The following is a 21,143-nucleotide window of genomic DNA, read 5'->3' as shown; positions in this document are numbered from 1 at the left end:
ATGCCTCTCGACCTCGAAGCGATCTACACCGACCTGCACCGACACCCGGAACTGTCGTTCCAGGAGACCCGGACGGCCGGAGTCATCACGCGCGAGCTCGCATCGCTCGACCTCGACTACGAGGAGGGCGTCGGCCGCACCGGCGTCGTCACCGCGATCCGCAACGGCGACGGACCCGTGATCTGGCTCCGCGCCGACATGGACGGCCTCCCGGTCCCCGAGCAGACCGGCCTCTCCTACGCGAGCACCGCGCGCGGCGTCGACCCTTCCGGCCAGGACGTCCCGGTCATGCACGCCTGCGGCCACGACATGCACGTGACCGCCCTGCTGGGCGCGCTCGAGAAGCTGCAGGCGACCCGTGACGAGTGGTCGGGCACCGTCGTCGCCGTGTTCCAGCCCGCCGAGGAGTACGGCGCAGGTGCACAGGCGATGATCGCCGACGGCGTCTTCGACCGGTACCCGAAGCCCGACATCGTCCTCGGCCAGCACCTGACTCCGCTTCCCGCCGGGATGATCGGCGTGCGCCCGGGCACCCAGATGGCGGCATCCGACGGCATCACCGTCACGATGCACGGCCGCGGCGGTCACGGCTCGCGTCCCCACGCGACGATCGACCCGATCGTCATGGCGGCGGCGACGGTCATGCGCCTGCAGACCGTCGTGTCGCGCGAGGTCGACCCGCGCGAAATGGCCGTCGTCACCGTCGGCTCCATCCACGCCGGCCTGAAGAACAACATCATCCCGGCCGAGGCGACCCTAGAGCTGAGCCTGCGCTACCCGAACGACGAGGCACGGGCCGACATCCTCGAACGCGTCGAGCGCGTCGTCCGCGCCGAGGCCGCGGCATCCGGTGCGGAGCAGGAACCCACGATCACGACGCTCCACACCCTGCCGCCCACCATCAACGACGTCGACTCGACCGCCCGCCTGACCGCAGCGATGGACCGCGCGTTCGGCGAGGGCACGGTCGTGGATCCCGGCATGTTCACCGGCAGCGAGGACGTCTCGTGGTTCGCCCGGGAGGCCGGCGTTCCGCTCGTCTACTGGTTCTGGGGCGGCGTCGACCCGCAGCAGTACGCGGATGCCGCTGCTGCCGGTACGATCTCGCGTGACATCCCGACGAACCACTCCCCGTTCTTCGCCCCTGTCCTGCACCCGACCATCGAGCGCGGCGTCGACGCCCTGACCGTCGCGGCGCGGGAGTTCCTCACATGAGCAACGACGACTGGCTGCCCTTCGCCCCCCTCGACCCGCAAGAGCACGAGAAGCCCGAGCGGCCCGCGAACCCGAACCGCGTCCCGATGATCCTCGGCGCGGTCGCCGGCGTGCTCCTGGTCGCCGTCATCGTGGTCGTCAGCGTCTATCTGCTTCGGGCGACCGAACCGACGACGGCGGCGCCGCCGGCACCGTCGACCTCGCAGGCCGCACCGCAGCCGGCTCCCTCGCCGTCGCAGGACCCCGAGCCGTCGGAGCCCGTGGAGGAGGAGCCGCCCGCTGCGGCATCCACCATCGAAGTGAACGGGTCCGGTTTCACCGTGAAGACGGCCGACGGCACGGTCGACCACACCTGGGCCGATGACTCGGGTCCGGTGATCGCCGCGCTGACCACGGCTTTCGGCACCGCACCGAAGGAGGAGTTCGTCAACGGCGACGCCGAGAACTGGGCGTACGACATCTACGTCTGGCCGGGGTTCCGCCTGTACGACGTCTTCCTCGGCGACGGCGGCCGCTCCCGGGGCGAGGTCCCCGCACCGACGTGGGTCGCGCTGACCTCGGGGCTCCCCCAGGACGTGCAGGTCACGAACGAGTTCGGCGTGGCCGTCGGCGACAGCCTCGACCAGGCTCGCAGCAAGGGACCCTTCGACGAGTTCACGCTCACGAACGGCCGCGTGCGCCTCACCTACGGCGAGGGCCGCGGAAAGTTCTACAGCAACGGGTCGCGCGAATTCAGCGCCTTCGTCGAGTCCGACGAGTCCGGCCAGAAGGTGGCCTCGATCACCTACACGTTCCGCGCCCGCGGTCAGTGACCGGTCGGCGCCGTCGTGCGCGCATCGACCAGTCGTCGTCCGCTGATGACGCCCGGTAGCCCGCGCCCGGCGGGGGTGGCGAAGAAGAGAACCGCCCACACCAGCACGAAGACGACCGGGAGGATGCCGAGGGCCGCCCCCAGCTCGCTGAGCAGGAGGTAGCCGCCGATCCCGCCGAGGAAGCGGAGCGCCCGTGCGCCCGGCTCCGGAAGGCGGCCGCCTTCATAACGCAGCTCGACGCACAGGTCGCCGACGGTGCGGCCCGTCGCGAGGAGGACGACGGTCCAGACGGCGATCGGCACCCATCCCGAGGCGATGTCGGCGATGACCCCGTCGGCGACCAGGTCCTCACGGCGCAGCGCGAACTGCAGGAAGAGCTGAATCGTGGTCCCCGCGGCACCTCCGAGGATGGCCGTGCCGAGCAGGTCGCAGACGGCCCCGAGCAGGCGGCGCCCGCGCGTGACCGGGCGGGGCTCACCGGCATCCGCTGCCCTCTCGACGCCGCGCAGCCGCGCCGGGACGAGGAGGGCGACGATCGACCCGACGACGGCTCCCAGGGTGTTGGTGAGCAGGTCACCCACGTCGAACAGCCGGTACCCGCACGGGAACAATCCCCACACCCCGGTCAGCTGGGTGGTCTCGATGAGCAGGGACAGGAGGAACCCGACGAGAGTGGCGATGACGACGCCCCGACGCCCCACGACCCGAATCAGGAACCCGAGGGGGAGGAAGAGGAGGACGTTGAAGGCGACCTGGAGGAGTCGGATGTCGGTCAGCGGCGACCCGTCGGCAAAGGCTGCCGCGACGTCGTCGATGGTTGGCGCGAACGAGAGCACCGCCCCCGAGCAGCGGTAGTCGTCCGAGACGGGCAGAGGAAGGAGCGTGTAGCTCCAGATGGCCAGGAAGTAGACGAGGGATGCCGCCCAGAACGCCACGCGGCCGAGACTGAGACGTCCACGGCGACGGTAGCTGACGGCGACGACGGGGACGAAGAGGACGAGCCCGGCGACCGCCCCGAACAGGATCGCGACGACCCCCGGGAAGACTTGTCCGCTCACCCGGCGAGTCTAGGGAATAGTCCGTGACCCTCCCGCGTTGCGGCGGGTTCGCGGGAGGCGTAATGTCGCCCGCCGTGACCAGTGACAGCCGCGACCCGAACGCGGTCCCCTCTCCCGCCGTGAAGCGCATGCTGATCGGCGAACCCCTCGACACCGAGAAGCTCGATGGGCAGCTGCTTCCGAAGAAGCGCGCCCTGCCGATTTTCGCGTCGGATGCGCTGTCATCGGTGGCCTACGCGCCGCAGGAACTCCTGATGATCCTGCTCATCGGCGGGACGGCGTTTATGGCGTTCGCGCCGCCCGTCGCCGCCGCCGTCGTCGTGCTGCTCGTCGTCGTCGTCCTCAGCTACCGCCAGCTCATCAAGGCGTACCCCTCGGGCGGCGGCGACTACGAGGTCGCCCGCACGAACCTCGGCGAGAAGGCCGGCGTCGTGGTCGGGTCGGCACTGCTCGTCGACTACGTCCTGACCGTCGCCGTGTCGGTGTCCTCCGGCGTCGACAACATCATCTCGGCGCTCCCCTTCCTCGACGCATGGCGCGTGGAGCTCGCGGTGGGCTTCGTGATCCTCCTGGTGATCGTGAACCTGCGCGGCGTGCGCGAGGCGTCGCAGGCGTTCGCGATCCCCACGTACGTCTTCATCGGCTCCGTCGCGCTGATGATCGGAACCGGCCTCTTCCGCTGGGCGATCGGCGACGCGCCTGTCGCCTCCAGCGCGGCGTACACGGTCGAACCCGAGGCCCTCTCGCAGGTCGCGTTCATCCTGCTGCTGCTGCGCGCCTTCTCGAGCGGCTGCTCCGCCCTGACCGGCGTCGAGGCGGTCAGCAACGGCGTGCCCGCATTCCGCAACCCCAAAGTCAAGAACGCGCAGACGACCCTCGTGCTCATGGGCGGCATCGCGATCGTCCTGTTCGCGGGGCTCACCGCGCTCGCGCTCGTCGCCGGCGTCCACTACGCCGAGAACCCGTGCGCGCTGATCGGCTTCGACTGCGCGGCCGGGCCCCAGCCGAGCCTCATGGCGCAGGTCGCGGCGGCCACCTTCGGCGGCGACTCGGTGTTCTTCTTCATCATCCAGGCCGCTACCGCCTGCGTCCTGCTGCTCGCCGCCAACACGGCGTTCAACGGGTTCCCGCTGCTCGGGTCGGTGCTCGCCCGCGACAGCTACGCACCCAAGGCGCTGAACTCGCGCGGCGACCGCCTCGTCTTCTCGAACGGGATGCTGATCCTCGGCGGTGCGGCGATCGCGATCCTCGTGGTCTTCCAAGCGAATCTGACCACCCTCATCCAGCTCTACATCATCGGCGTCTTCGTGTCGTTCTCGCTCGGCCAGATCGGCATGGTCCGGCACTGGCGTCGCGAGCTGCGACTCCTCAAGGGAAACTCGGCCGCGCGGCGGGCGGCCCTGTCGGGCCTCGCCATCAACACCGTCGGGGCGGCGTTCACCGTCGCAGTCCTCGTCATCGTGACGATCACGAAGTTCACGCACGGCGCCTGGCTGGTGTTCCTGGCCATGCCTGTCCTCGCGTTCCTCATGATCGGCGTGAACCGGTACTACCGCGACGTCGAGCACGAGATCGAGATGGACGACACCGTGAAGTTCGGCGCATCGGGCGACCTCGCGATCATCCTCGTCGGCAAGCTGCAGAAGCCCGTCGCCAAGGCCATCGACTACGCCCTCGCCGCCAAGCACGAGAAGACCCTCGCCGTTCACGTCGCGGTCACGACCGACGACATCGCCGAGTTGAAGGCGGATTGGGAGTACCACCGGATGCCGGTGCCCCTGGTCGTGGTCGATTCGCCCTACCGCCACTACGGCTCGCCTCTGATCGGCTTCATCGAGAAGTACCGAGAGAAGCACGGGCCCTCCGTCGTGACCGTCTACCTGCCGCAGTACATCGTGGGCCACTGGTGGGAGACCCCGCTCCACAACCGCCGCGCCCGCCGGATCGCGCAGCAGCTCATGATGGTCCACGGCGTGACCGTGACGCTCGTCCCCTGGCTGCTCGACTCGTCCGAGATCGTCTACGGGCGGCGCTCCCGCCCGCTGCCCGGCGACGACCGCGGCGGCCGCATCGACCAGCGCCATTACGGTCTGGTCGAGCATTCCGAGAACTGACGCCCCGGGCCGTGCCACCGCGCACCGGCGTAGCCTAGAGGGGTGACTTCTCCCGCCCTGTCCGAGTCGGCCACGCTCGACGCTGCCCGGCTGCGCGAGGACTTCCCGATCCTCCAGCAAGAGGTCAACGGGCACCCGCTCGTCTACCTCGACTCCGGAGCGACGAGCCAGAAGCCCCGGCAGGTGCTGCAGGCCGAGTACGACTTCCTCACCCGCAGCAACGCGGCCGTCCACCGCGGCGCCCACACCCTCGCCGCCGAGGCGACGGATCTGTTCGAGGATGCCCGCGCCACCGTCGCGCGCTTCGTCGGCGCGCGCGAGGAGCAGCTCGTCTGGACGAGCGGCGCAACCCAGGGCCTCAACCTGGTGGCCTACTCGATCGGCAACGCGACGCTCGGTCGGGGGGCGCCGGCATCCGCTCGCCTGGCGCTGCAGCCCGGCGACGAGATCGTCGCGACCGAGACCGAGCACCACGCGAACCTCATTCCGTGGCAGGAGCTCGCCGCGCGCACCGGGGCCGTGCTGCGGCACATCCCTGTGCAGGACGACGGCCGGCTCGACATGGATGCCGCGGCGCAGATCATCGGCGAGCGCACCCGGATCGTCGCGTTCTCGCACGTGTCGAACGTCCTCGGGATCGTGAATCCGGTCGCCGAGATCGTCGCGCTCGGGCAGAAGGTCGGCGCGCTGACGGTTCTCGACGCCTGTCAGTCGGCACCGCACATGCGGCTCGACCTGCCCGCGATGGGCGTCGACCTCGCCGTCTTCAGCGGGCACAAGATGCTCGGTCCGTACGGGGTCGGCGGTCTCTACGGACGGAGCGAGATCCTCGAGGCCATGCCGCCGTTCCTCACGGGCGGGTCGATGATCACCACCGTGACGCTCGACGAGGCCGGCTATCTGCCGCCGCCGCAGCGCTTCGAGGCGGGCACGCAGCCGATCGGACCCGCGATCGGCCTCGCAGCCGCCGTGTCGTACCTGGAGGATGCCGGCATGTCCGCCGTGCACGCACACGAGGCCCGCCTCGCTGCGCGCATGCGCGAGGGACTCGTCGACATCCCCGGCATCCGTCTGCTCGGCGACGCCGAGGGCGCGGAGCGCGTCGGCCTCTGGAGCTTCGTCGTCGACGGCGTGCACGCGCACGATGCCGGCCAGTTCCTCGACGCGCAGGGCATCGCCGTCCGCGTCGGACACCACTGCGCAGCTCCCCTGCACCGCCGGTTCGGCGTGACGGCATCCGTCCGCGCATCCGCCGCCCTGTACAACACCGACGCCGACATCGATGCCCTGGTCGATGCCGTCAGCGGCATCCGGTCTTATTTCGGAGTGAACGAATGAACGGTCTCGACTCGCTGTACCAGGAGCTGATCCTGGACCACTCGAAGCACCCGCACGGGCAGGGCCTGTCGCCCGAAGAGGGCCGCACGGCGAGCTCGCACCAGCACAACCCGATGTGCGGCGACGACATCACCCTCCGCGTGCGCGTCGACGACGCCGGCGAGCGCATCGTCGACCTGTCGTGGGAGGGCTCGGGCTGCTCGATCTCGCAGGCGTCCGCATCGATGCTCGCGGCCCTGATCGAGGAGGACGGCGGCGAGACAGGGATGCCGCGCGAGGACGCCGTGAAGCTCATCGACGGGTTCCGCGAGGCGCTGCGCTCACGCGGAGCGATCCCTCTCGACGAGGAGACGTTCGCCGACGCCGCAGCGCTGTCGGGGGTCTCGAAGTTCTCGGCTCGCGTCAAGTGCGCGATGCTCGCGTGGGTCGCGCTCGAGGACGCCCTCGCCCGGGCCTGAGCCGGCGGGCGAGGACGTCGCTTCGGCCAGGCGTCACGCCGCCTGCAGCACCTCGCGCTCGAGCCGAGCGTAGGACGCTTCCATGCCGTCCGCCATGCCGGTGGCGAGGATCATGTCGCGCGTCTCGCGATCGGGGTACTCGATGAGGAGCGTCAGCAGGGTCGCACCGTCCTCCTCGTAGAACTGCAGGTCGTTCGTCGTCGACGGACCCTCCATGCCGATCATCCTCTCGGTGCTGACCGAGCGGCGCGGTTCGTCGAGGAGCAGCGTCTCGCCCTCGAAGCCGAAGCGGCTCTCGGGCTTGCCGTCCTCCTCCCAGACGTTCCGGTAGTGCTCGCCGACGACGCATTCGACCATCGACCACCCGTCGGGGCCCAGCATCCACTTCCTCATCAGGTCGGGGTCATTGTGCGCCCGCCACACCAGGTCGCGCGGACCGTCGACCAAGCGCGTGATGCGGACGTGGGTGTCGTCGAGCAGTTCGACGTTCGTGCCCTCGCCCTGGAACCAGTCGCGCAGGTCGTGGAGGACCGTGTCGAGCTGGTTCATCGCCATGCGCGATCCTTCGACGGCGCCCATCGCGACGACCTGCTCGAGCGCCTCGACCGAGGTGAAGTACGTGATGTTCGAGAGCCGGGAGCCGGTGGCGGTTTGGTCGAAGGAGAAGCGCATGCGCATGGAGGGGAAGCCCGACATCGGCTCGCCGTTCTCGTCGGCGAACGCGTCGAGCACCTCGAAGCTGCGACCCTCGTCGATGGCGAGGAACTCCCATGTGCCGCGGGACTTCTCACCCTGGGGGCTGGTCATCGCGTAGTGGGCGTGACCGCCGACGGTGAAGTCGAAGGCGGTGAACGTGGCCGGCCAGCCGGGAGGGCCCCAGAACCGCTCGAGCTGGCGCGGCTGCGTGAACGCACGCCACAGGCGGTCGACGGGGGCGTCGACGTCAGCCGTGAGCGTCATCGTGAGGTTGTCGGTGTCGGTGGTGATGTCGGTGACGGGCATGTCTCACTCCTTCGTGGGATGGGTCAGTTCTCGGGCTCGGCGAGAAGGGCGTCGAGCCGATCGACGCGGGAGCGCCAGAGGTCTTCGTACTGTCCGAGCAGCGCCCGGGCGCGGGCGATCATGTCGGGGTCCGCTCGCACGAGGCGCTCGCGGCCCTCCGCGCGCTTGACGACGAGCTCGGCCACCTCGAGCACGGCGATGTGCTTCTGGACGGCCGCGAACGACATGTCGTAGTCCGCGGCGAGCGTGGAGACGGACTGCTCGCGCTCGAGCGTGCGACGCAGGATGTCGCGCCGCGTCGCCGCCGCCAGGGCGTGAAAGACGCGGTCGATCCGATCATCGCTGAGCTCCGTTTGTGCAACCATTTGGTTGTACGTTAGATCAGCGGATGCCGGGCGTCAAGAGGTCTTCTTCTGCCAACCCCGGGCGGTCACGCGAGCGAAAGGAACAGCTTTTCGAGCTCTTCGGGCGCCATGTCCCCATCGGGATCAGTGAGGCACTCTCGCAGTGCCGTCGAGATGACGAGGAACCCGGCCCGGTCGAGCGCCTTCGACACGGCGGAGAGCTGATGCACGACATCGCGACACGAGGCATCCTCTTCGACCGCGGAGATCACGGCGGCGAGCTGCCCTTGGGCGCGCTTGAGACGATTGACGACCTTGCGCTTGGCTTCGGGGTCGTTCGTCGCCGGGTCGTTGATCGCCGCTGCGTCACTCATGTCGTCACCCTCTCGTCGCGCCGGCATCGATGATACCCCCCTGGGTATTGATATCCGCGGGATCGGGATGCGGTCAGAGCGGACCGAAGCGCATCGGCGGCCACTAGGGGTTCCGCGCGCGGCGACGGAGGGGGACTGGGCCGGTGAGAGGTTTCTCATATTCAAGGCGGTTCATAGCGTGTGGCTTCGGCGATTTTCGGGGTCGCAATGTCGGAGGTTGGTGCGAGAGTGCAGGTGTGGCGAAAGCGATGGAAACCCCCGATGGTGAGGCGTATCTCGCCGCCATCGCAGGCATCGTCGCGGACGTCGAAGAAGCCGGACGTGTCGTCGCTGCCGGGCAGATCGCGGAGCTTCGCGCGCTTGCGGCAGCGGGGCGGTTGGCCGGGGCGCAGGGCGTTCACTCGGACGCGAATGTCCTCCTGCACGACATGGCCCTGCGCTCCATCTCGGCCGAGGTCGCCGGGACGATGCGGATGACCGACCGGACGGTGCAACGACGCATCGGTGCAGCCCGGGTGACGATCGAAGGGTTCCCGGCGGCGGTGGCCGCGTGGGAAGCGGGCCGGATCGTCCGCGGGCACGTGAGCGCGATCGTCGACGCCGGAGTCAACCTGCCTGCGGAGATGTGGGCGGAGTTCGAGACCATCGCGATCGAACGGTGCGAAGGTGACACCCCGAACCGGGTGCGGGGCGAGTTGGAGATCCTGGCGCACCGGATGCACCCGCGGTCCTTCGCGGAGCGGCACGAAGAGGCAGCCGCCGGTCGGTGCGTGCGACTCGTGCCCGGGCGGGACGGGATGAGCGACCTGATCGCGACGTTGCCGACGGTGATCGCGGAGGGGATCCATGACCGGCTCACTCAGCAGGCACGCGCGATCATCGATACCCGCGACGAACGGTCGGCCGGCTCGGAAGTCATCGCGACCGACGCCCGATCGACGGACCAGGTCCGGGCGGACGTGTTCGCTGACCTGCTGCTTGCCGGCACACCCGCGCTCGACGACACCCGTGACACCACCGCCGGCCCCCTCGGCGCGATCCGCGCACGAGTACAGGTACTCGTCCCCGCCGCAACCTTTACCGGTGCGGACGACGGGCCGTGCGACCTCGCCGGTCGCTCCCCGATCGACCCCGCGACCGCGCGGGCGCTGGCCGGGGCGACGCACATCTGGGAGCGCCTGTTCCACGACCCCACCACCGGGGTCACCGTGTCGACCGATTCGTACCGCGTGCCGTCCGGGATGAGACGGTTCCTGCAAGCCCGCGACCAGCACTGCCGGTTCCCCGGATGCCGCGTCGCGGCCATCCGGTGTGAGGTCGACCACACCCACGACCACGCGCTCGGCGGCAAGACAGAACTCACGAACCTTGCTCACCTGTGCCAACGGCACCATTCGATGAAGCAGTTCACCGCCTGGCGGGTCCGACAACTCAAGGGTGGAGTCCTCGAATGGACCTCACCCCTCGGCAGGACCTACCGCGAAGACGCACCCACCCCGGCCGTCGCCTTCAGCCCTGCCGCAGCACACCCTGGAGACCCGGCTCCGTTCTGACAGACGGCGCTCACAAGCAACAGGCGCGCACGAACGCACCCATCCGCAATCGCAGACGCTCGCACGTGCTTGCGCACGTTCACGCAGACGCTCGCGCTCGCGCAAGGTTCGCCGCAGCTCACCATGGTGGCTCAGCCGAGCGACGCGCACGCGACGCACATCGTCGCCTGCGGCCGAACCTCCAGCCGCGCCTCGGGGATGGGACGGCCGCAGCGTTCGCACACACCGTAGGTCCCGGCATCCACTCGCGCCAGCGCTGTTGCGACCTGCGCCAGTTCATCCCGCGTCGACGCGCGCAGCGCGGCCACCCGCTGCCACTCCCCTGACAGAGTCGACCCCTCGGGGTCGTGCTCGTCGTCCGCGGTCGCGTCGGCTCTGTCGACCCGCAGCGCGGCGTCGTCGGCATCGAGACGGGCCAACTGGTCCGTCAGCTCCCGCTCCCGCGCGCGCAGCCGTTCGATCGGATCCATCCGGTCAGCGTAGGCCTACCCACCGACCCGGCGACCGTCAAGACCGTCGCGGCACCGGCATCCGACCTCCAGAGTGAGACGCAACGGAAGGAGCCCCCATGGCTGACAACGACGGCACCGAGCACGCCGATCCCGAAGAGATGCCCGACACCGAGGAACTCGAGGAGCCCAGCGTCGCGAAGGAGCCCGGCGAGGAGCCGAAGGCACCTCAGCCGCAAGGCGAGGAACCCAGCCACCACGCGGTCGGCATCGGCGTCATCGATTCCGACCCGGACGGCACCGAGGAGTGATTAGGACTACTCGCCGGCGCCCTTCAGCGAACCGGTGAGCCGGTCGTACTCCGCCGTGCTCACCACGCACGACACGAGGCGGTCATCCTGGTACTGCCAGGTGTCCGAGGACGGCGAGTAGAACGAGTACTCGTACACGGACTCCTCGTAGGGCACCCCGATGAACTCAGCGAATGCCGCCTCGCACTCGGCGTAAGCCTTCTCCTCGACGACCTCCGCACCCGGATACTCACCCTCGGGCAACGTGAACTCGTGGTACGCCTCGAACGTGTGCTCCTCTGCGCACGGCACCGCCGCGACACTGCTCGTCTCACTCTGCTCGTCCACCGCCAGCCCCGCGAGAGCGTCGTCGAAGAAGCAGTCACCCGGTGCGATCGTGAACACATCGAGGTCGCCGCCGGCATCGATCTGCCCCGTCTCATCCCGGGACGCACCACCGAGCAGCGCACTAAGCGACGTGGCACACCCCGACAACATCACAACGGCAACGAGCAGGGCGACGGCGGCACCCGAACGACGAACAGACATGGATCCCCCAGGACCAGAAAGCGATAGCGGCGGTTCAGCGTATCGGAGCATCAACTAGGAGGACTCCGCCCCACTGCCCTCCGCGCTGCCGGTGACCGTCTCCTCCGGGACGCCCAGAACGCAGAGGACTCGCCGGTCATCACGTTTCCACGACTGCTCGGTGGGCGTGTAGTACCAGAACTCGAACGGCGAGACTTCGTACGCCTCCGCGACGTAGTCCTCGAAGGCCGCGAAACAGGCCTCGTCCGAAGCCGCCCACACCTCATCGTCACCGGGGTACTCCCCAGCGGGGAACCGATCCGCAGGGAACCGCGACTCCGGCAGGTCGATGTCCGCGAACAGCTCGTACATGTGCGGCTCATCGCACGAGGCCGGATAGACCGCCGAGCTCCACTCGGGAGTCGACTCGTCCGCTTCCGGCACGTCGTAACAGTCGCCCACCTCGAGCGCATCCAGAGCGACCTGAAGATGCGACGCCTGATCGTCGTCCTCCGGCGGGAGGGCCGGCCCGCTCTCCGCTCGCACGACCTCGCGCGCGACCGCGAGCATCACCTCGGCGCAACCCGCAAGCATCGGCGTCGCCACGAGGAGGATGACCCCCGCACCGGCCGTCGCGATGAGGCGCGCTCGACGCGTACGTGTCGACATGTGTTCCCCCAGGAGTGCGCGTCGAACTGACGGCGTCAGCGTACCGGCACCGGACCCATCCGTACACGACGCCGCCGATAGGATGGGGGCGTCCCCCGGCATCCCGAGTCTTGGAGCCCAGCCGCGTGAGCACCCCAGTCGCAGACACCGTCGAGAACGCCATCGCCACGCCGGAGCGGGAGCAGCCGTACGGCGCCCTCGGCCTGAAGCCCGACGAGTACGACAAGATCCGCGAGATCCTCGGTCGCCGCCCCACCTCCGGCGAGCTGGCGATGTACTCCGTCATGTGGAGCGAGCACTGCTCCTACAAGTCCTCGAAGATTTACCTGCGCCGCTTCGGCGACAAGGTCTCGGAAGAGATGAAGGAACGGCTCATGGTCGGCATGGGCCAGAACGCCGGCGTCGTCGATGTCGGCGAGGGCTGGGCGGTCACCTTCAAGGTCGAGTCCCACAACCACCCGAGCTACATCGAGCCGTTCCAGGGCGCCGCGACCGGCGTCGGCGGCATCGTCCGCGACATCATCTCGATGGGCGCCCGCCCGGTCGCGGTCATGGACCAGCTGCGCTTCGGCGACATCGACGACCCCGACACCGCCCGCGTCGTGCACGGCGTCGTCAGCGGCATCAGCTTCTACGCCAACTGCCTGGGCCTGCCGAACATCGGCGGCGAGACCGTCTTCGACAAGGTCTACCAGGGCAACCCGCTCGTGAACGCGCTCGCGGTCGGCGTCCTCCGCCACGAGGACATCAAGCTCGCCAACGCCACCGGCGCCGGCAACAAGGTCGTCCTCTTCGGCGCCCGCACGGGTGGCGACGGCATCGGCGGCGCCTCGATCCTGGCATCCGACACGTTCGCGGACGGCGGCCCCACCAAGCGTCCCGCCGTGCAGGTCGGCGACCCGTTCGCCGAGAAGGTGCTCATCGAGTGCTGCCTCGAGCTCTACCAGGGCGAGCTCGTCGAGGCGATCCAGGACCTCGGCGCCGCCGGCATCTCGTGCGCGACGAGCGAGCTCGCCGCCAACGGCGGATCGGGCATGAAGGTCGACCTCGAGAAGGTGCTGCTGCGCGACCCGTCGCTCACGCCCGAGGAGATCCTCATGAGCGAGAGCCAGGAGCGCATGATGGCGATCGTCGCGCCCGAGAAGCTCGACGCGTTCCTCGCGGTCGTGCAGAAGTGGGATGTCGAGACGAGTGTCCTCGGCGAGGTCACCGGTGACGGCCGCCTGCAGATCTTCTGGCACGGCGAGCAGATCGTCGACGTCGACCCCTCCACCGTCGCGGTCGACGGCCCCGTCTACGAGCGCCCCGTCGCCTACCCGACCTGGATCGACGCGCTCCGTGAGGACTCCGCTGCCACCCTCGAGCGGAGCGATGACCCGGAGGTGCTGCGCGAGCAGTTCCTGAAGCTCCTCGGCAGCCCGAACCTCGCCGACACGTCGTGGGTCACCAACCAGTACGACTACTACGTCATGGGCAACACGGCCCTCAGCTTCCCCGACGACGCCGGCATGATCCGCGTCGACGAGGCGTCGGGTCTCGGCTTCGCGATCGCGACCGACTGCAACGGCCGCTACTGCCAGCTCGACCCGTACGCGGGTGCGCAGCTCGCCCTCGCTGAGGCGTACCGCAACGTCGCCGTCACGGGTGCCGAGCCCACCGCCGTCACCGACTGCCTCAACTTCGGCAGCCCCGAGAACCCCGAGGTCATGTGGCAGTTCGGGCAGACCGTCGACGGTCTCGCCGACGCGTGCTTCGAGCTCGGCGTGCCGGTCACCGGCGGAAACGTCAGCTTCTACAACCAGACCGGCGACCAGCCCATCTTCCCGACACCCGTCGTGGGCGTGCTCGGCATCATGGACGACGTGTCGCGCCGCATCCCCAGCGGCTGGCAGGATGCCGGCGAGAACATCTACCTGCTCGGCACGACCTCCACCGAGCTCGACGGCTCGGCCTGGGCCGACACGATCCACGACCACCTCGGCGGTCGCCCGCCCAAGGTCGACCTCGCCGGCGAGAAGACCCTGGCGGGTCTGCTGCAGGCCGCGCGCGACGAGATGCTCGTCTCGAGCGCGCACGACCTGTCGGCCGGCGGCCTCGCTCAGGCTCTCGCCGAGGCGACGACCCGGTTCGGGGTCGGTGCCCGCGTGTGGCTGCGCGAGATCATGGAGCGCGACGGTGTGGATGCCGCGACTGCCCTCTTCAGCGAGTCGACCGGCCGCGTCATCGTGTCGGTGCCGCGCGAGGAGGACGTGAAGTTCCGCGGCCTCTGCGAGGGACGCGGCTATCCCGTGCTCCGCATCGGTGTCACCGATGACGCACCCGAGGGCGAGCAGGCGGCCCTCGAGATCCAGGGTGTCTTCACGCTCCCGGTCGGCGAGCTGCGCCGCGTCTCGAAGGCGACCCTCCCCGCCGCGTTCGGTGCGATCGTCGACGAGGTCCCCGCGTGAGCGACGATCCGGAATACGCCGACTTCGTCGGACGCAAGCGCGCCCGCACGAAGGTGGTCGCCTGGACGGTGATCATCGCGATGGTGCTCGTGGGCGGCGGCGCGACCGTCCTCACGCTGCTGTTCGGCTGATCCGCGCCATGGAAGCCACCGCGCCTGCCCTGCCGGGTCGCGCGGTGCTGGAGCAACGCTGGAGCGGCGCCTGCTTCCTGCACTGGCGCGTCGACCCGTCGCTGGTCGCCCCGCACCTGCCGCCGGGGACCGAGCCCGACCTCTTCGACGGGTCGGCGTGGGTCGGGCTGATCCCGTTCGTGCTCAGCGAGTTCCGCTTCCTGCCGCTGCCCCCGGTCCCCTTCGTCGGCCGGTTCGTCGAGGTCAACGTCCGAACGTATGCGAAGGATGCCGACGGTCGCCGCGGCGTCGTCTTCCAGACCCTCGAAGCCGAGCACCTGCTGCCGGTCCTCGGTGCCCGCGCCGCGTTCGGCCTGCCCTACCGCTGGGCGAAAGCCGCGATGCGGACGGACGGCGAGGCGATCGAGTACGCCTCGCGACGGCATCCGGGATTCGGAGATCGGGTGCGCACCCGCATCCGCGTCACACCCGGGAACGAGGTCGTCGACGACGAGCTGAGCCGCTTCCTCACGGCGCGCTGGGGCTTCCACGAGCGACACCTCGGCCGCACGATCTGGGCGGCGAACGAGCACGAGCCGTGGCCGCTGGTCCGCGCCGAGGTCGATCGCCTCGACGACGGTCTGCTGGCGGATGCCGGGTTTCCGGGTCTCGCGGACCGCGCACCCGACTCCGTGCTCGCGATGCCCGCCCGGCATCCCGGTGTCGTCACCCGCTTCTCGGGTGCACTCCGCGTGCGCTGACGCGCGTCAGGCGGGGAGCGCTCCCCGCAGCCGGGCGAGCGTCGCCCGCCAGTCGTCCAGGCCGTCCGCGTCGGCCCACAGCTCCGCGAGCTCGGACTGCCCGCCGACCTTGTCGAGTGCGGCGCGAGCGGCGGACACCACGGATGCGGGAGGTGCTCCCACCCGGCCGAGGAACCCTTCCACCGACTCGGTGTCCTCCTCCTCGGACACCGCCAGGCCCGCGCCGTGAGCGACGACCGCCGCTGCGGCGACCGCGACCTCGTCGAGGCCCGAGTCCGTCTCCTCTTCGCCGAGGTAGTCCTGGAGCACGTCGGTGATGACGTCCCACGAATCTGCCTCGTCGAGCTCCCACGCCCAGTCCGCCGCGGTGTCGTTGCCGAACGGTTCTTCACTCCATGTGCCCATGCCGCAGAGCGTAGCGAGCGGGAGCGACATCCAGAACGGTCGATCCCTGGGAGCGCGTCCACCGGTCGCGGATAGCATGGCGGCATGCAGCTCTGGATCGTGGGGATCGGAGCCGCGCTGGCGGAGTTCTGGTGGGTCGCCCCCGCCGCTGCAGGAGCCGGCGCGGTCGGTTTCGTCGGCGTGCGCCGCGGCCGGACGACCCGTGCCCGTCGGCTCGCCCTCACCGCCGCGCAGCATGAGCTGCAGCAGGCGCGCACCGAGGCGATCGGCGCACGCGCCGCAGCACGCGTCGCGCAGGCCGAGCTCAGCCGCATCGACGCGGAACGCGCCGTCGGCCGCGCCCGCCCCGACGACGTGCGCGCGGCGCGTCGGGCGCTCGAGACCGCGCAGCGCGCCAAGGCCGCCGCGTCGGCGACCATCCGCGTCGCCCGCGCCCGCGTCAGCGCCGAACGCGCCGCCGTGCCCGCCCGCGGCACGGATCCGAAGCACCTCCCCCTCGCGCGTCTCATGGCCGCCCACGATGCGATCGCGGCGCGATGGATGGAGTACGAGACGGATGCCGCCCGCCGCCTCGCGTTCCCCGCGCTGAGCGATGTGCGCGTCCCCGCGACGGCCGAGTTCCTGCGACTCGAGGGCATCGCCCGCGAGCACCGCCCGGCATCCCCCACCGCTCCTCTCACCCCCGAGCAGTTCACGGCGTACCGCTCCGCGGTCGACGACGCCGGTCGCGCTTTCGGCATCGCCGAGCAGGAGGCCTGGCGTCTCGCGGGGCACCGCCCTCACGACGCGCCGACCGACGCGGCGGCTCCGCTGTGGAGCGTCATCGCGTCCGAGGCGATCGCCCGATCGGTCGACGGCATCGCGCGCGCGGCGGAGGGTGCGGCGTCCGCTCTCGACGCCTACCGCTCCCGGCGCGACGGTCGTGACCGCGACCAGCCGCGCCCGTAAGGTGTAGCGAGTGGACGGATTCTGGGCCTTCGCGGGCAACTACTGGTGGCTCGTGTTCCCGCTCTTCGGGCTCGCTTCCGCCGCGAGCGGGTCCTTCGCCGCGGCTTCGAAGCGCCGCCACAAGCACCGTCTCGAGATCATGAAGGCGAAGGCGGAGCTCACCGCCGCCCGCGCCGCCGCGAAGCGCAGCATCGGCTCCGCTGCGGCGGCCGAGGTCGAAGCCCCGTCGCAGTCCCTCGCCGACCAGGCCGACGACCTCCGCGCCGTCCACGACGAGGTCACCCACCGCTGGCTCGACTACGAGCTCGACGTCGCGAAGCTCATCGCGTTCCCGTCGATGAGCAACGGCCGCGACCCGCTCACCGCCGGATTCCTCCGCGCCAAGAAGATCGCCGACCGCGCCCGCCCCGCCGACGGCTCCAAGCCCACCGCCGAGCAGGTCACCGAGTATCGCCGGGCCGTCACCGACTTCGAGGTCGCCTTCGACCTCGCCGAGCGCGAAGCCCGTCGCACCCGTGACTCGGGACTGACGGATGCCGAGCGCAAACGGCTCGCGACGGCATCCCGCATGCTCGCCGTCGCCACCGACGACGCCGCGACCCCCGCCGAGCGTCACCTCGCCTACCAGCGCGTCCGCGAGGAGATCGACGGGCTCATCGCCCTGTCGGACGAGGCGGTCGAGGTGCTCGAGAAGAAGGTCGCCCAGCCGATCACCGAACGCCCGAACACCGAGCGCCGCAAAGACGAAGGGGACCCGGCCGGAGCCGGATCCCCCTGACGTCACCGACCGATCAGTCGGTGACGATCGTGTCGTAGGCGTCGGGGTTCTCGGTCAGCCACTCGTCGATGGCCTCGGCGTACTTGCCCTCGCCGTATTTGTTGACGACGGTGTCCTCAAGGCTCGCGTACTGCTCGTCGTCCAGCGTGATGCCGGCGATGAGCTCAGCCGCCTCGGGGTACTCCTCCTTGAAGCCGTCGGTCGCGAGGAAGTGAAGGGCCTCGGCCTCGCCCATCGCGCCCTTCGGGTCCTCGAGATCCTTGAGGTTGTACCGGTCGTTTGCCCAGAACGGACGCCACGAGGTCACCACGATGTCGCGCTGCGCCGCCTCGGCGCTGTCGAGCTCGGTGAGCATCGCCGCGGTCGACGAGGTCACGAGCTCGTAGGTGTCCTCGAGGCCGTACCCGGGGAGCATCGACTCCTGCGTCTGCTTCGTCAGACCCGCGCCCGGCTCGATGCCGTAGATCTTCCCGCCGAAGCGGTCGGCGTTCGCCTTCAGGTCGTCGATCGAGTCGATGTCGACGTAGTCGGGCACCGCGATCGTCAGCTTCGCGCCCTCGTAGTACGCACCGAGGTCGTCGATCTTGTCGCCGTACTTGTCCATGTAGGACTTGTGGGTGAGCTCGGGCCAGGCCGACGGGTAGATGTCGACATCACCCTGCGCGAGACCGGCGTAGAGCGGCCCTGCCTCGGTGAGCTCCTGCATCTTGACCGTGTAGCCGGCCTTCTGGAGCTGGTCCTCGAGCAGGTAGGCGGTGCTGAGCCCGTCGGTCCACGAGGGGAGGTAACCGAGCGTGATCGTGCCGAGGCTGTCCTCGCCGCCCTCCTGCGAACCGCCCGCGGCCTGGTTGCCGGTGGCGCAGCCGGCGAGGGCGAGGGATGCCGCAGCCCCGATCGCGAGGATTCCGGTCAGGTTTCGCTTGTTCATGAGTGCCTTCCGTATGTGATTGCTGGTTCCGTATCGTGCAGGTCCGGGTGCAACCGGACCGTGCGGCGCGAGGCCGCACGTGTGAGGGTCAGACGCCCACCGGCTCCTGGGTAGGGGCGGGTGCTGGGGCCGCGACGCGCGCGTCCTTCGGCGCTCGGCGACGCGCGATCGCGCCGAGGAGCGATCCGCGCTGGTTCTTCAGCGCACCGAGCGCTCCCGTGAGGCGGTCGAGGTAGACGGCGAGGATGACGACGCTGAGGCCCGCCTCGACGCCCTTGGCGATGTCGACCGTGGACATCGCCTGGACGATCTCCTTGCCGAGGCCGTCGGCACCGGCGATGCCGGCGATGACCGCCATCGACAGGGCGAGCATGATCAGCTGGTTGACACCGGCCATGATGCTCGGCATGGCGAGCGGCAGCTGCACGCCGCGGAGGATCTGGCCGGGCGTGGCGCCGAAGGCGTGGCCGGCTTCGACCGTCTCGCTGTCCACACCGCGGATGCCGAGCTCGGTGAGGCGCACACCCGGGGGCAGCGCGAAGATCACCGTCGCGACAACGCCCGGCACGACGCCGATGCTGAAGAAGACGATGGCGGGGATCAGGTAGACGAACGCCGGCATGCTCTGCATGAGGTCGAGCACGGGGCGGAGGATCGCGCTGAACGTGTCGTTCCGAGCTGCGGCGATGCCGAGCGGCACGGCGATCACGACCGCGATGATGGCCGCCACGAGGACGAGCGCGAGGGTCTGCATCGAGGTCACCCACTGGCCGACGCCGAGGATCAGGACGAAGCCGACGACGGTGCCGATGGCGAAGCGCCACGAGCGCAGCAACCACGCGAGAGCGGCGAAGACGATGATGACGGCGACGATCGGCAACGACAGCAGCGCGTTCGCGAGCGCGTCGACCAACCAGCCCACGACGGCCGAGACGCCCGACAGCAGCCAGCCGAGGGTGTCGCGGATCCAGTCGACGCCGGCGTCAGCCCATTCACCGATCGGAATGCGGAAACCATCCATCAGCGCACCTCCTCCTTCTCGGCGGCGGGGCCGTCGACCGCGCCTCCGGCGAGTGCTTCGTCGATCACGGAGCCCGGCACCGGGTCGAGGATCACCGGGATCTCCGTTGTCTCAGTGGTGGAGGGTCCGAGCGCGGTGAGCAGCGTGATGCGGGGGATGACGCCGACGAGGCGGCCCTCGGCATCCGTCACCGCCAGCGGCAGCGGCGACTCGGCGGCGGGGACGAAGAGGTCCATGAGGACGTCGTCGCGGCCGACCGCCTGCGGCACGGGGCGCAGGAGCGACGAGATCGTCGTCTCGCCACGGCGGACGAGCTTGAGGGCGTCGCGGTCGCTGATCATGCCGAGGAGCTTGCGGCTGCGGTCGGTCACGTAGACGGCGGCCATGCGGGCGTCGCGCATGGTGCGCAGCGCCGTGCGGGGCCCCGCCGCGACGGTCACCGACACCGAGCCGGGTCGTTCCATGACGTTCGCCGCCGTGAGGACGCGGGCGCGGTCGACGTCCTGCACGAACTGCTCGACGTAGTCGTTGGCGGGGTCGGTGAGGATGTCCTCGGGGGTGCCGATCTGCACGATGCGGCCATCGCGCATGACCGCGATCCGGTCGCCGAGGAACATCGCCTCGTTGAGGTCGTGCGTGATGAAGATGATCGTCTTCTGCAGCTTCTGCTGCAGGTCGAGCAGCTGCTCCTGCATCTCGCGTCGGATAAGCGGGTCGAGGGCGCTGAACGCCTCGTCCATCAGCAGGATGTCGGTGTCGGCGGCGAGCGCGCGGGCGATCCCGACGCGCTGCTGCATGCCGCCCGAGAGCGCCGACGGCAGCTTGTCGCCCCAGCCCTCGAGGCCGACGAGTCCGAGGATCTCCTCGGCCTTCGCGAGGCGCTCGGCCTTGCCGACGCCCTGCAGCTCGAGCGGATAGGCCACGTTGGCGGCGACCGTGCGGTGCGGCAGGAGCGCGAAGTGCTGGAACACCATCGCGATCCGCTCGCGACGGATGCCGCGCAGTTTCGAGGCCGGGATGCCGGTGATCGGCTCGCCGTGCACGAGCACCTCTCCGCCGGATGCGTCGTGCAGACCGTTCAGCATGCGGATGATCGTGGACTTCCCCGAGCCGGACAGACCCATGATCACGAAGATCTCGCCCCGCTCGACGCGGAAGCTCGCGTCGATGACGGCGGCGGTCCCCGCGTCGCGGACCTGGTCCCGGGGTTCCCCGGCCTTCAGGCGCTTGACCGCCTGGCCGGGGTTGCGTCCGAAGACTTTGAACAGATTCTTCGCTTCGACAGCGGCAGTTGTCACGTGCTTCCCTCGGCGGGCGCGCACGCGTCCGCATCGGTAGCGTCCGGGTGGCGATCACCGGCATCCGCACGAGCGAAACGTCACTCGAGTGCAGAGCTTCGGCGACGAACATCGGGATCGTCGCCCAGACCGCCGACCATACGAGCGCTCGTCGCCGGCTCCTCAGGAAGTCGGTTCGAACGGCCGCGGACTGGTCGTCGAGGGCGCTGGGCCCGCCTTCGACGGTAACGAAGTCGGTTGACA

23 protein-coding genes are annotated in these 21,143 nt (G+C 69.8%); 12 read left to right on the top strand and 11 right to left on the bottom strand.

What is annotated here, in order from left to right; translation table 11 throughout:
• Window positions 1-1,215, top strand: a complete 1,215-nt coding sequence (locus tag ABCU91_RS03295; protein ID WP_413354780.1) for an amidohydrolase — start codon at window positions 1-3, stop codon at window positions 1,213-1,215.
• Complete coding sequence (locus ABCU91_RS03290) at window positions 1,212-2,027, top strand: hypothetical protein (RefSeq protein ID WP_413354779.1); 816 nt, start codon at window positions 1,212-1,214, stop codon at window positions 2,025-2,027. The genes ABCU91_RS03295 and ABCU91_RS03290 overlap by 4 nt, the downstream gene beginning before the upstream one ends.
• Here the strand turns inward: ABCU91_RS03290 and ABCU91_RS03285 are convergent.
• Window positions 2,021-3,085 (bottom strand): VanZ family protein, encoded by a 1,065-nt coding sequence (locus ABCU91_RS03285; RefSeq protein ID WP_413354778.1) that lies wholly within the window; start codon window positions 3,083-3,085, stop codon window positions 2,021-2,023. The two genes, ABCU91_RS03290 and ABCU91_RS03285, sit on opposite strands and share 7 nt — an antisense overlap.
• A 62-nt stretch (window positions 3,086-3,147) precedes the next feature.
• On the opposite strand from ABCU91_RS03285, the gene ABCU91_RS03280 reads away from it, so the two are divergent.
• Genes ABCU91_RS03280 through sufU form a run of 3 tightly spaced genes read left to right on the top strand, consistent with a single transcriptional unit; the run spans window position 3,148 to window position 6,995 of the window.
• Window positions 3,148-5,199, top strand: coding sequence for an APC family permease (locus ABCU91_RS03280; RefSeq protein ID WP_413355366.1), 2,052 nt, complete (start codon window positions 3,148-3,150; stop codon window positions 5,197-5,199).
• 42 nt (window positions 5,200-5,241) lie between these two features.
• Window positions 5,242-6,537, top strand: a complete 1,296-nt coding sequence (locus ABCU91_RS03275; RefSeq protein WP_413354777.1) for a SufS family cysteine desulfurase — start codon at window positions 5,242-5,244, stop codon at window positions 6,535-6,537.
• Window positions 6,534-6,995 carry a Fe-S cluster assembly sulfur transfer protein SufU gene (sufU, locus tag ABCU91_RS03270; RefSeq protein WP_413354776.1) on the top strand — a complete coding sequence of 154 codons (462 nt, stop codon included), beginning with the start codon at window positions 6,534-6,536 and terminating at the stop codon, window positions 6,993-6,995. Before ABCU91_RS03275 ends, sufU begins: the two co-directional genes overlap by 4 nt.
• A 33-nt stretch (window positions 6,996-7,028) precedes the next feature.
• Here the strand turns inward: sufU and ABCU91_RS03265 are convergent, their stop codons facing one another.
• From ABCU91_RS03265 to ABCU91_RS03255, 3 genes are all read right to left on the bottom strand, one after another.
• Entirely contained in the window at window positions 7,029-7,997 is a 969-nt protein-coding gene (locus tag ABCU91_RS03265) for an SRPBCC family protein (protein WP_413354775.1), read from the bottom strand.
• 23 nt (window positions 7,998-8,020) lie between these two features.
• Window positions 8,021-8,362, bottom strand: coding sequence for an ArsR/SmtB family transcription factor (locus ABCU91_RS03260; RefSeq protein ID WP_413354774.1), 342 nt, complete (start codon window positions 8,360-8,362; stop codon window positions 8,021-8,023).
• Between the two features lie 65 nt (window positions 8,363-8,427).
• A complete protein-coding gene (locus ABCU91_RS03255) occupies window positions 8,428-8,715 on the bottom strand; it encodes a metal-sensitive transcriptional regulator (protein WP_413354773.1) in 288 nt (95 codons plus the stop codon).
• A gap of 236 nt (window positions 8,716-8,951) precedes the next feature.
• Here ABCU91_RS03255 and ABCU91_RS03250 point away from each other — a divergent pair, with 236 nt between their 5' ends.
• The gene (locus ABCU91_RS03250; protein WP_413354772.1) at window positions 8,952-10,268 is read left to right on the top strand and encodes a DUF222 domain-containing protein; all 1,317 of its coding nucleotides are present in this window, start codon (window positions 8,952-8,954) and stop codon (window positions 10,266-10,268) included.
• A 131-nt stretch (window positions 10,269-10,399) separates the two neighbouring features.
• On the opposite strand, the gene ABCU91_RS03245 is transcribed toward ABCU91_RS03250, so the two are convergent.
• Window positions 10,400-10,738, bottom strand: a complete 339-nt coding sequence (locus tag ABCU91_RS03245; RefSeq protein ID WP_413354771.1) for a TraR/DksA family transcriptional regulator — start codon at window positions 10,736-10,738, stop codon at window positions 10,400-10,402.
• A gap of 98 nt (window positions 10,739-10,836) precedes the next feature.
• On the opposite strand from ABCU91_RS03245, the gene ABCU91_RS03240 reads away from it, so the two are divergent.
• Window positions 10,837-11,028 (top strand): hypothetical protein, encoded by a 192-nt coding sequence (locus ABCU91_RS03240; protein ID WP_413354770.1) that lies wholly within the window; start codon window positions 10,837-10,839, stop codon window positions 11,026-11,028.
• A gap of 6 nt (window positions 11,029-11,034) precedes the next feature.
• On the opposite strand, the gene ABCU91_RS03235 is transcribed toward ABCU91_RS03240, so the two are convergent.
• Window positions 11,035-11,556, bottom strand: a complete 522-nt coding sequence (locus ABCU91_RS03235; RefSeq protein WP_307466759.1) for a septum formation family protein — start codon at window positions 11,554-11,556, stop codon at window positions 11,035-11,037.
• A gap of 54 nt (window positions 11,557-11,610) precedes the next feature.
• Window positions 11,611-12,204: a septum formation family protein gene (locus ABCU91_RS03230; RefSeq protein ID WP_413354769.1), complete on the bottom strand. Its 594-nt coding sequence runs from the start codon at window positions 12,202-12,204 to the stop codon at window positions 11,611-11,613.
• Between the two features lie 125 nt (window positions 12,205-12,329).
• On the opposite strand from ABCU91_RS03230, the gene purL reads away from it, so the two are divergent.
• From purL to ABCU91_RS03215, 3 genes are read left to right on the top strand one after another with little or no spacing between them, the layout of a single operon-like run.
• On the top strand, window positions 12,330-14,651 hold the full coding sequence (purL, locus tag ABCU91_RS03225) for a phosphoribosylformylglycinamidine synthase subunit PurL (RefSeq protein ID WP_413354768.1): 2,322 nt from the start codon (window positions 12,330-12,332) through the stop codon (window positions 14,649-14,651).
• On the top strand, window positions 14,648-14,782 hold the full coding sequence (locus ABCU91_RS03220; protein WP_269457017.1) for a hypothetical protein: 135 nt from the start codon (window positions 14,648-14,650) through the stop codon (window positions 14,780-14,782). Before purL ends, ABCU91_RS03220 begins: the two co-directional genes overlap by 4 nt.
• A gap of 8 nt (window positions 14,783-14,790) precedes the next feature.
• Window positions 14,791-15,522 (top strand): YqjF family protein, encoded by a 732-nt coding sequence (locus ABCU91_RS03215; RefSeq protein WP_413354767.1) that lies wholly within the window; start codon window positions 14,791-14,793, stop codon window positions 15,520-15,522.
• Window positions 15,523-15,528: 6 nt separating this feature from the next.
• On the opposite strand, the gene ABCU91_RS03210 is transcribed toward ABCU91_RS03215, so the two are convergent.
• Entirely contained in the window at window positions 15,529-15,927 is a 399-nt protein-coding gene (locus ABCU91_RS03210; RefSeq protein ID WP_406922983.1) for a DUF4259 domain-containing protein, read from the bottom strand.
• Between the two features lie 84 nt (window positions 15,928-16,011).
• On the opposite strand from ABCU91_RS03210, the gene ABCU91_RS03205 reads away from it, so the two are divergent.
• On the top strand, window positions 16,012-16,875 hold the full coding sequence (locus tag ABCU91_RS03205) for a hypothetical protein (protein WP_406922984.1): 864 nt from the start codon (window positions 16,012-16,014) through the stop codon (window positions 16,873-16,875).
• 10 nt (window positions 16,876-16,885) lie between these two features.
• Window positions 16,886-17,653, top strand: a complete 768-nt coding sequence (locus tag ABCU91_RS03200; protein ID WP_413354766.1) for a hypothetical protein — start codon at window positions 16,886-16,888, stop codon at window positions 17,651-17,653.
• Between the two features lie 13 nt (window positions 17,654-17,666).
• Here the strand turns inward: ABCU91_RS03200 and ABCU91_RS03195 are convergent, their stop codons facing one another.
• The 3 genes from ABCU91_RS03195 to ABCU91_RS03185 all read right to left on the bottom strand — a co-directional run bounded on the left by ABCU91_RS03195 (window position 17,667) and on the right by ABCU91_RS03185 (window position 20,900).
• Window positions 17,667-18,581 (bottom strand): glycine betaine ABC transporter substrate-binding protein, encoded by a 915-nt coding sequence (locus ABCU91_RS03195; protein WP_413354765.1) that lies wholly within the window; start codon window positions 18,579-18,581, stop codon window positions 17,667-17,669.
• 88 nt (window positions 18,582-18,669) lie between these two features.
• Complete coding sequence (locus ABCU91_RS03190; protein WP_406922987.1) at window positions 18,670-19,602, bottom strand: ABC transporter permease; 933 nt, start codon at window positions 19,600-19,602, stop codon at window positions 18,670-18,672.
• The gene (locus ABCU91_RS03185) at window positions 19,602-20,900 is read right to left on the bottom strand and encodes a quaternary amine ABC transporter ATP-binding protein (RefSeq protein WP_413354764.1); all 1,299 of its coding nucleotides are present in this window, start codon (window positions 20,898-20,900) and stop codon (window positions 19,602-19,604) included. The genes ABCU91_RS03190 and ABCU91_RS03185 overlap by 1 nt, the downstream gene beginning before the upstream one ends.
• Window positions 20,901-21,143: the final 243 nt, after the last annotated feature.

Source organism: Microbacterium phoenicis (assembly GCF_047302325.1).
Taxonomy (GTDB): Bacteria; Actinomycetota; Actinomycetes; order Actinomycetales; family Microbacteriaceae; genus Microbacterium.
The sequence above is the reverse complement of the archived record's forward strand: the minus strand, read 5'-3'. Positions and strand labels throughout refer to the sequence as shown.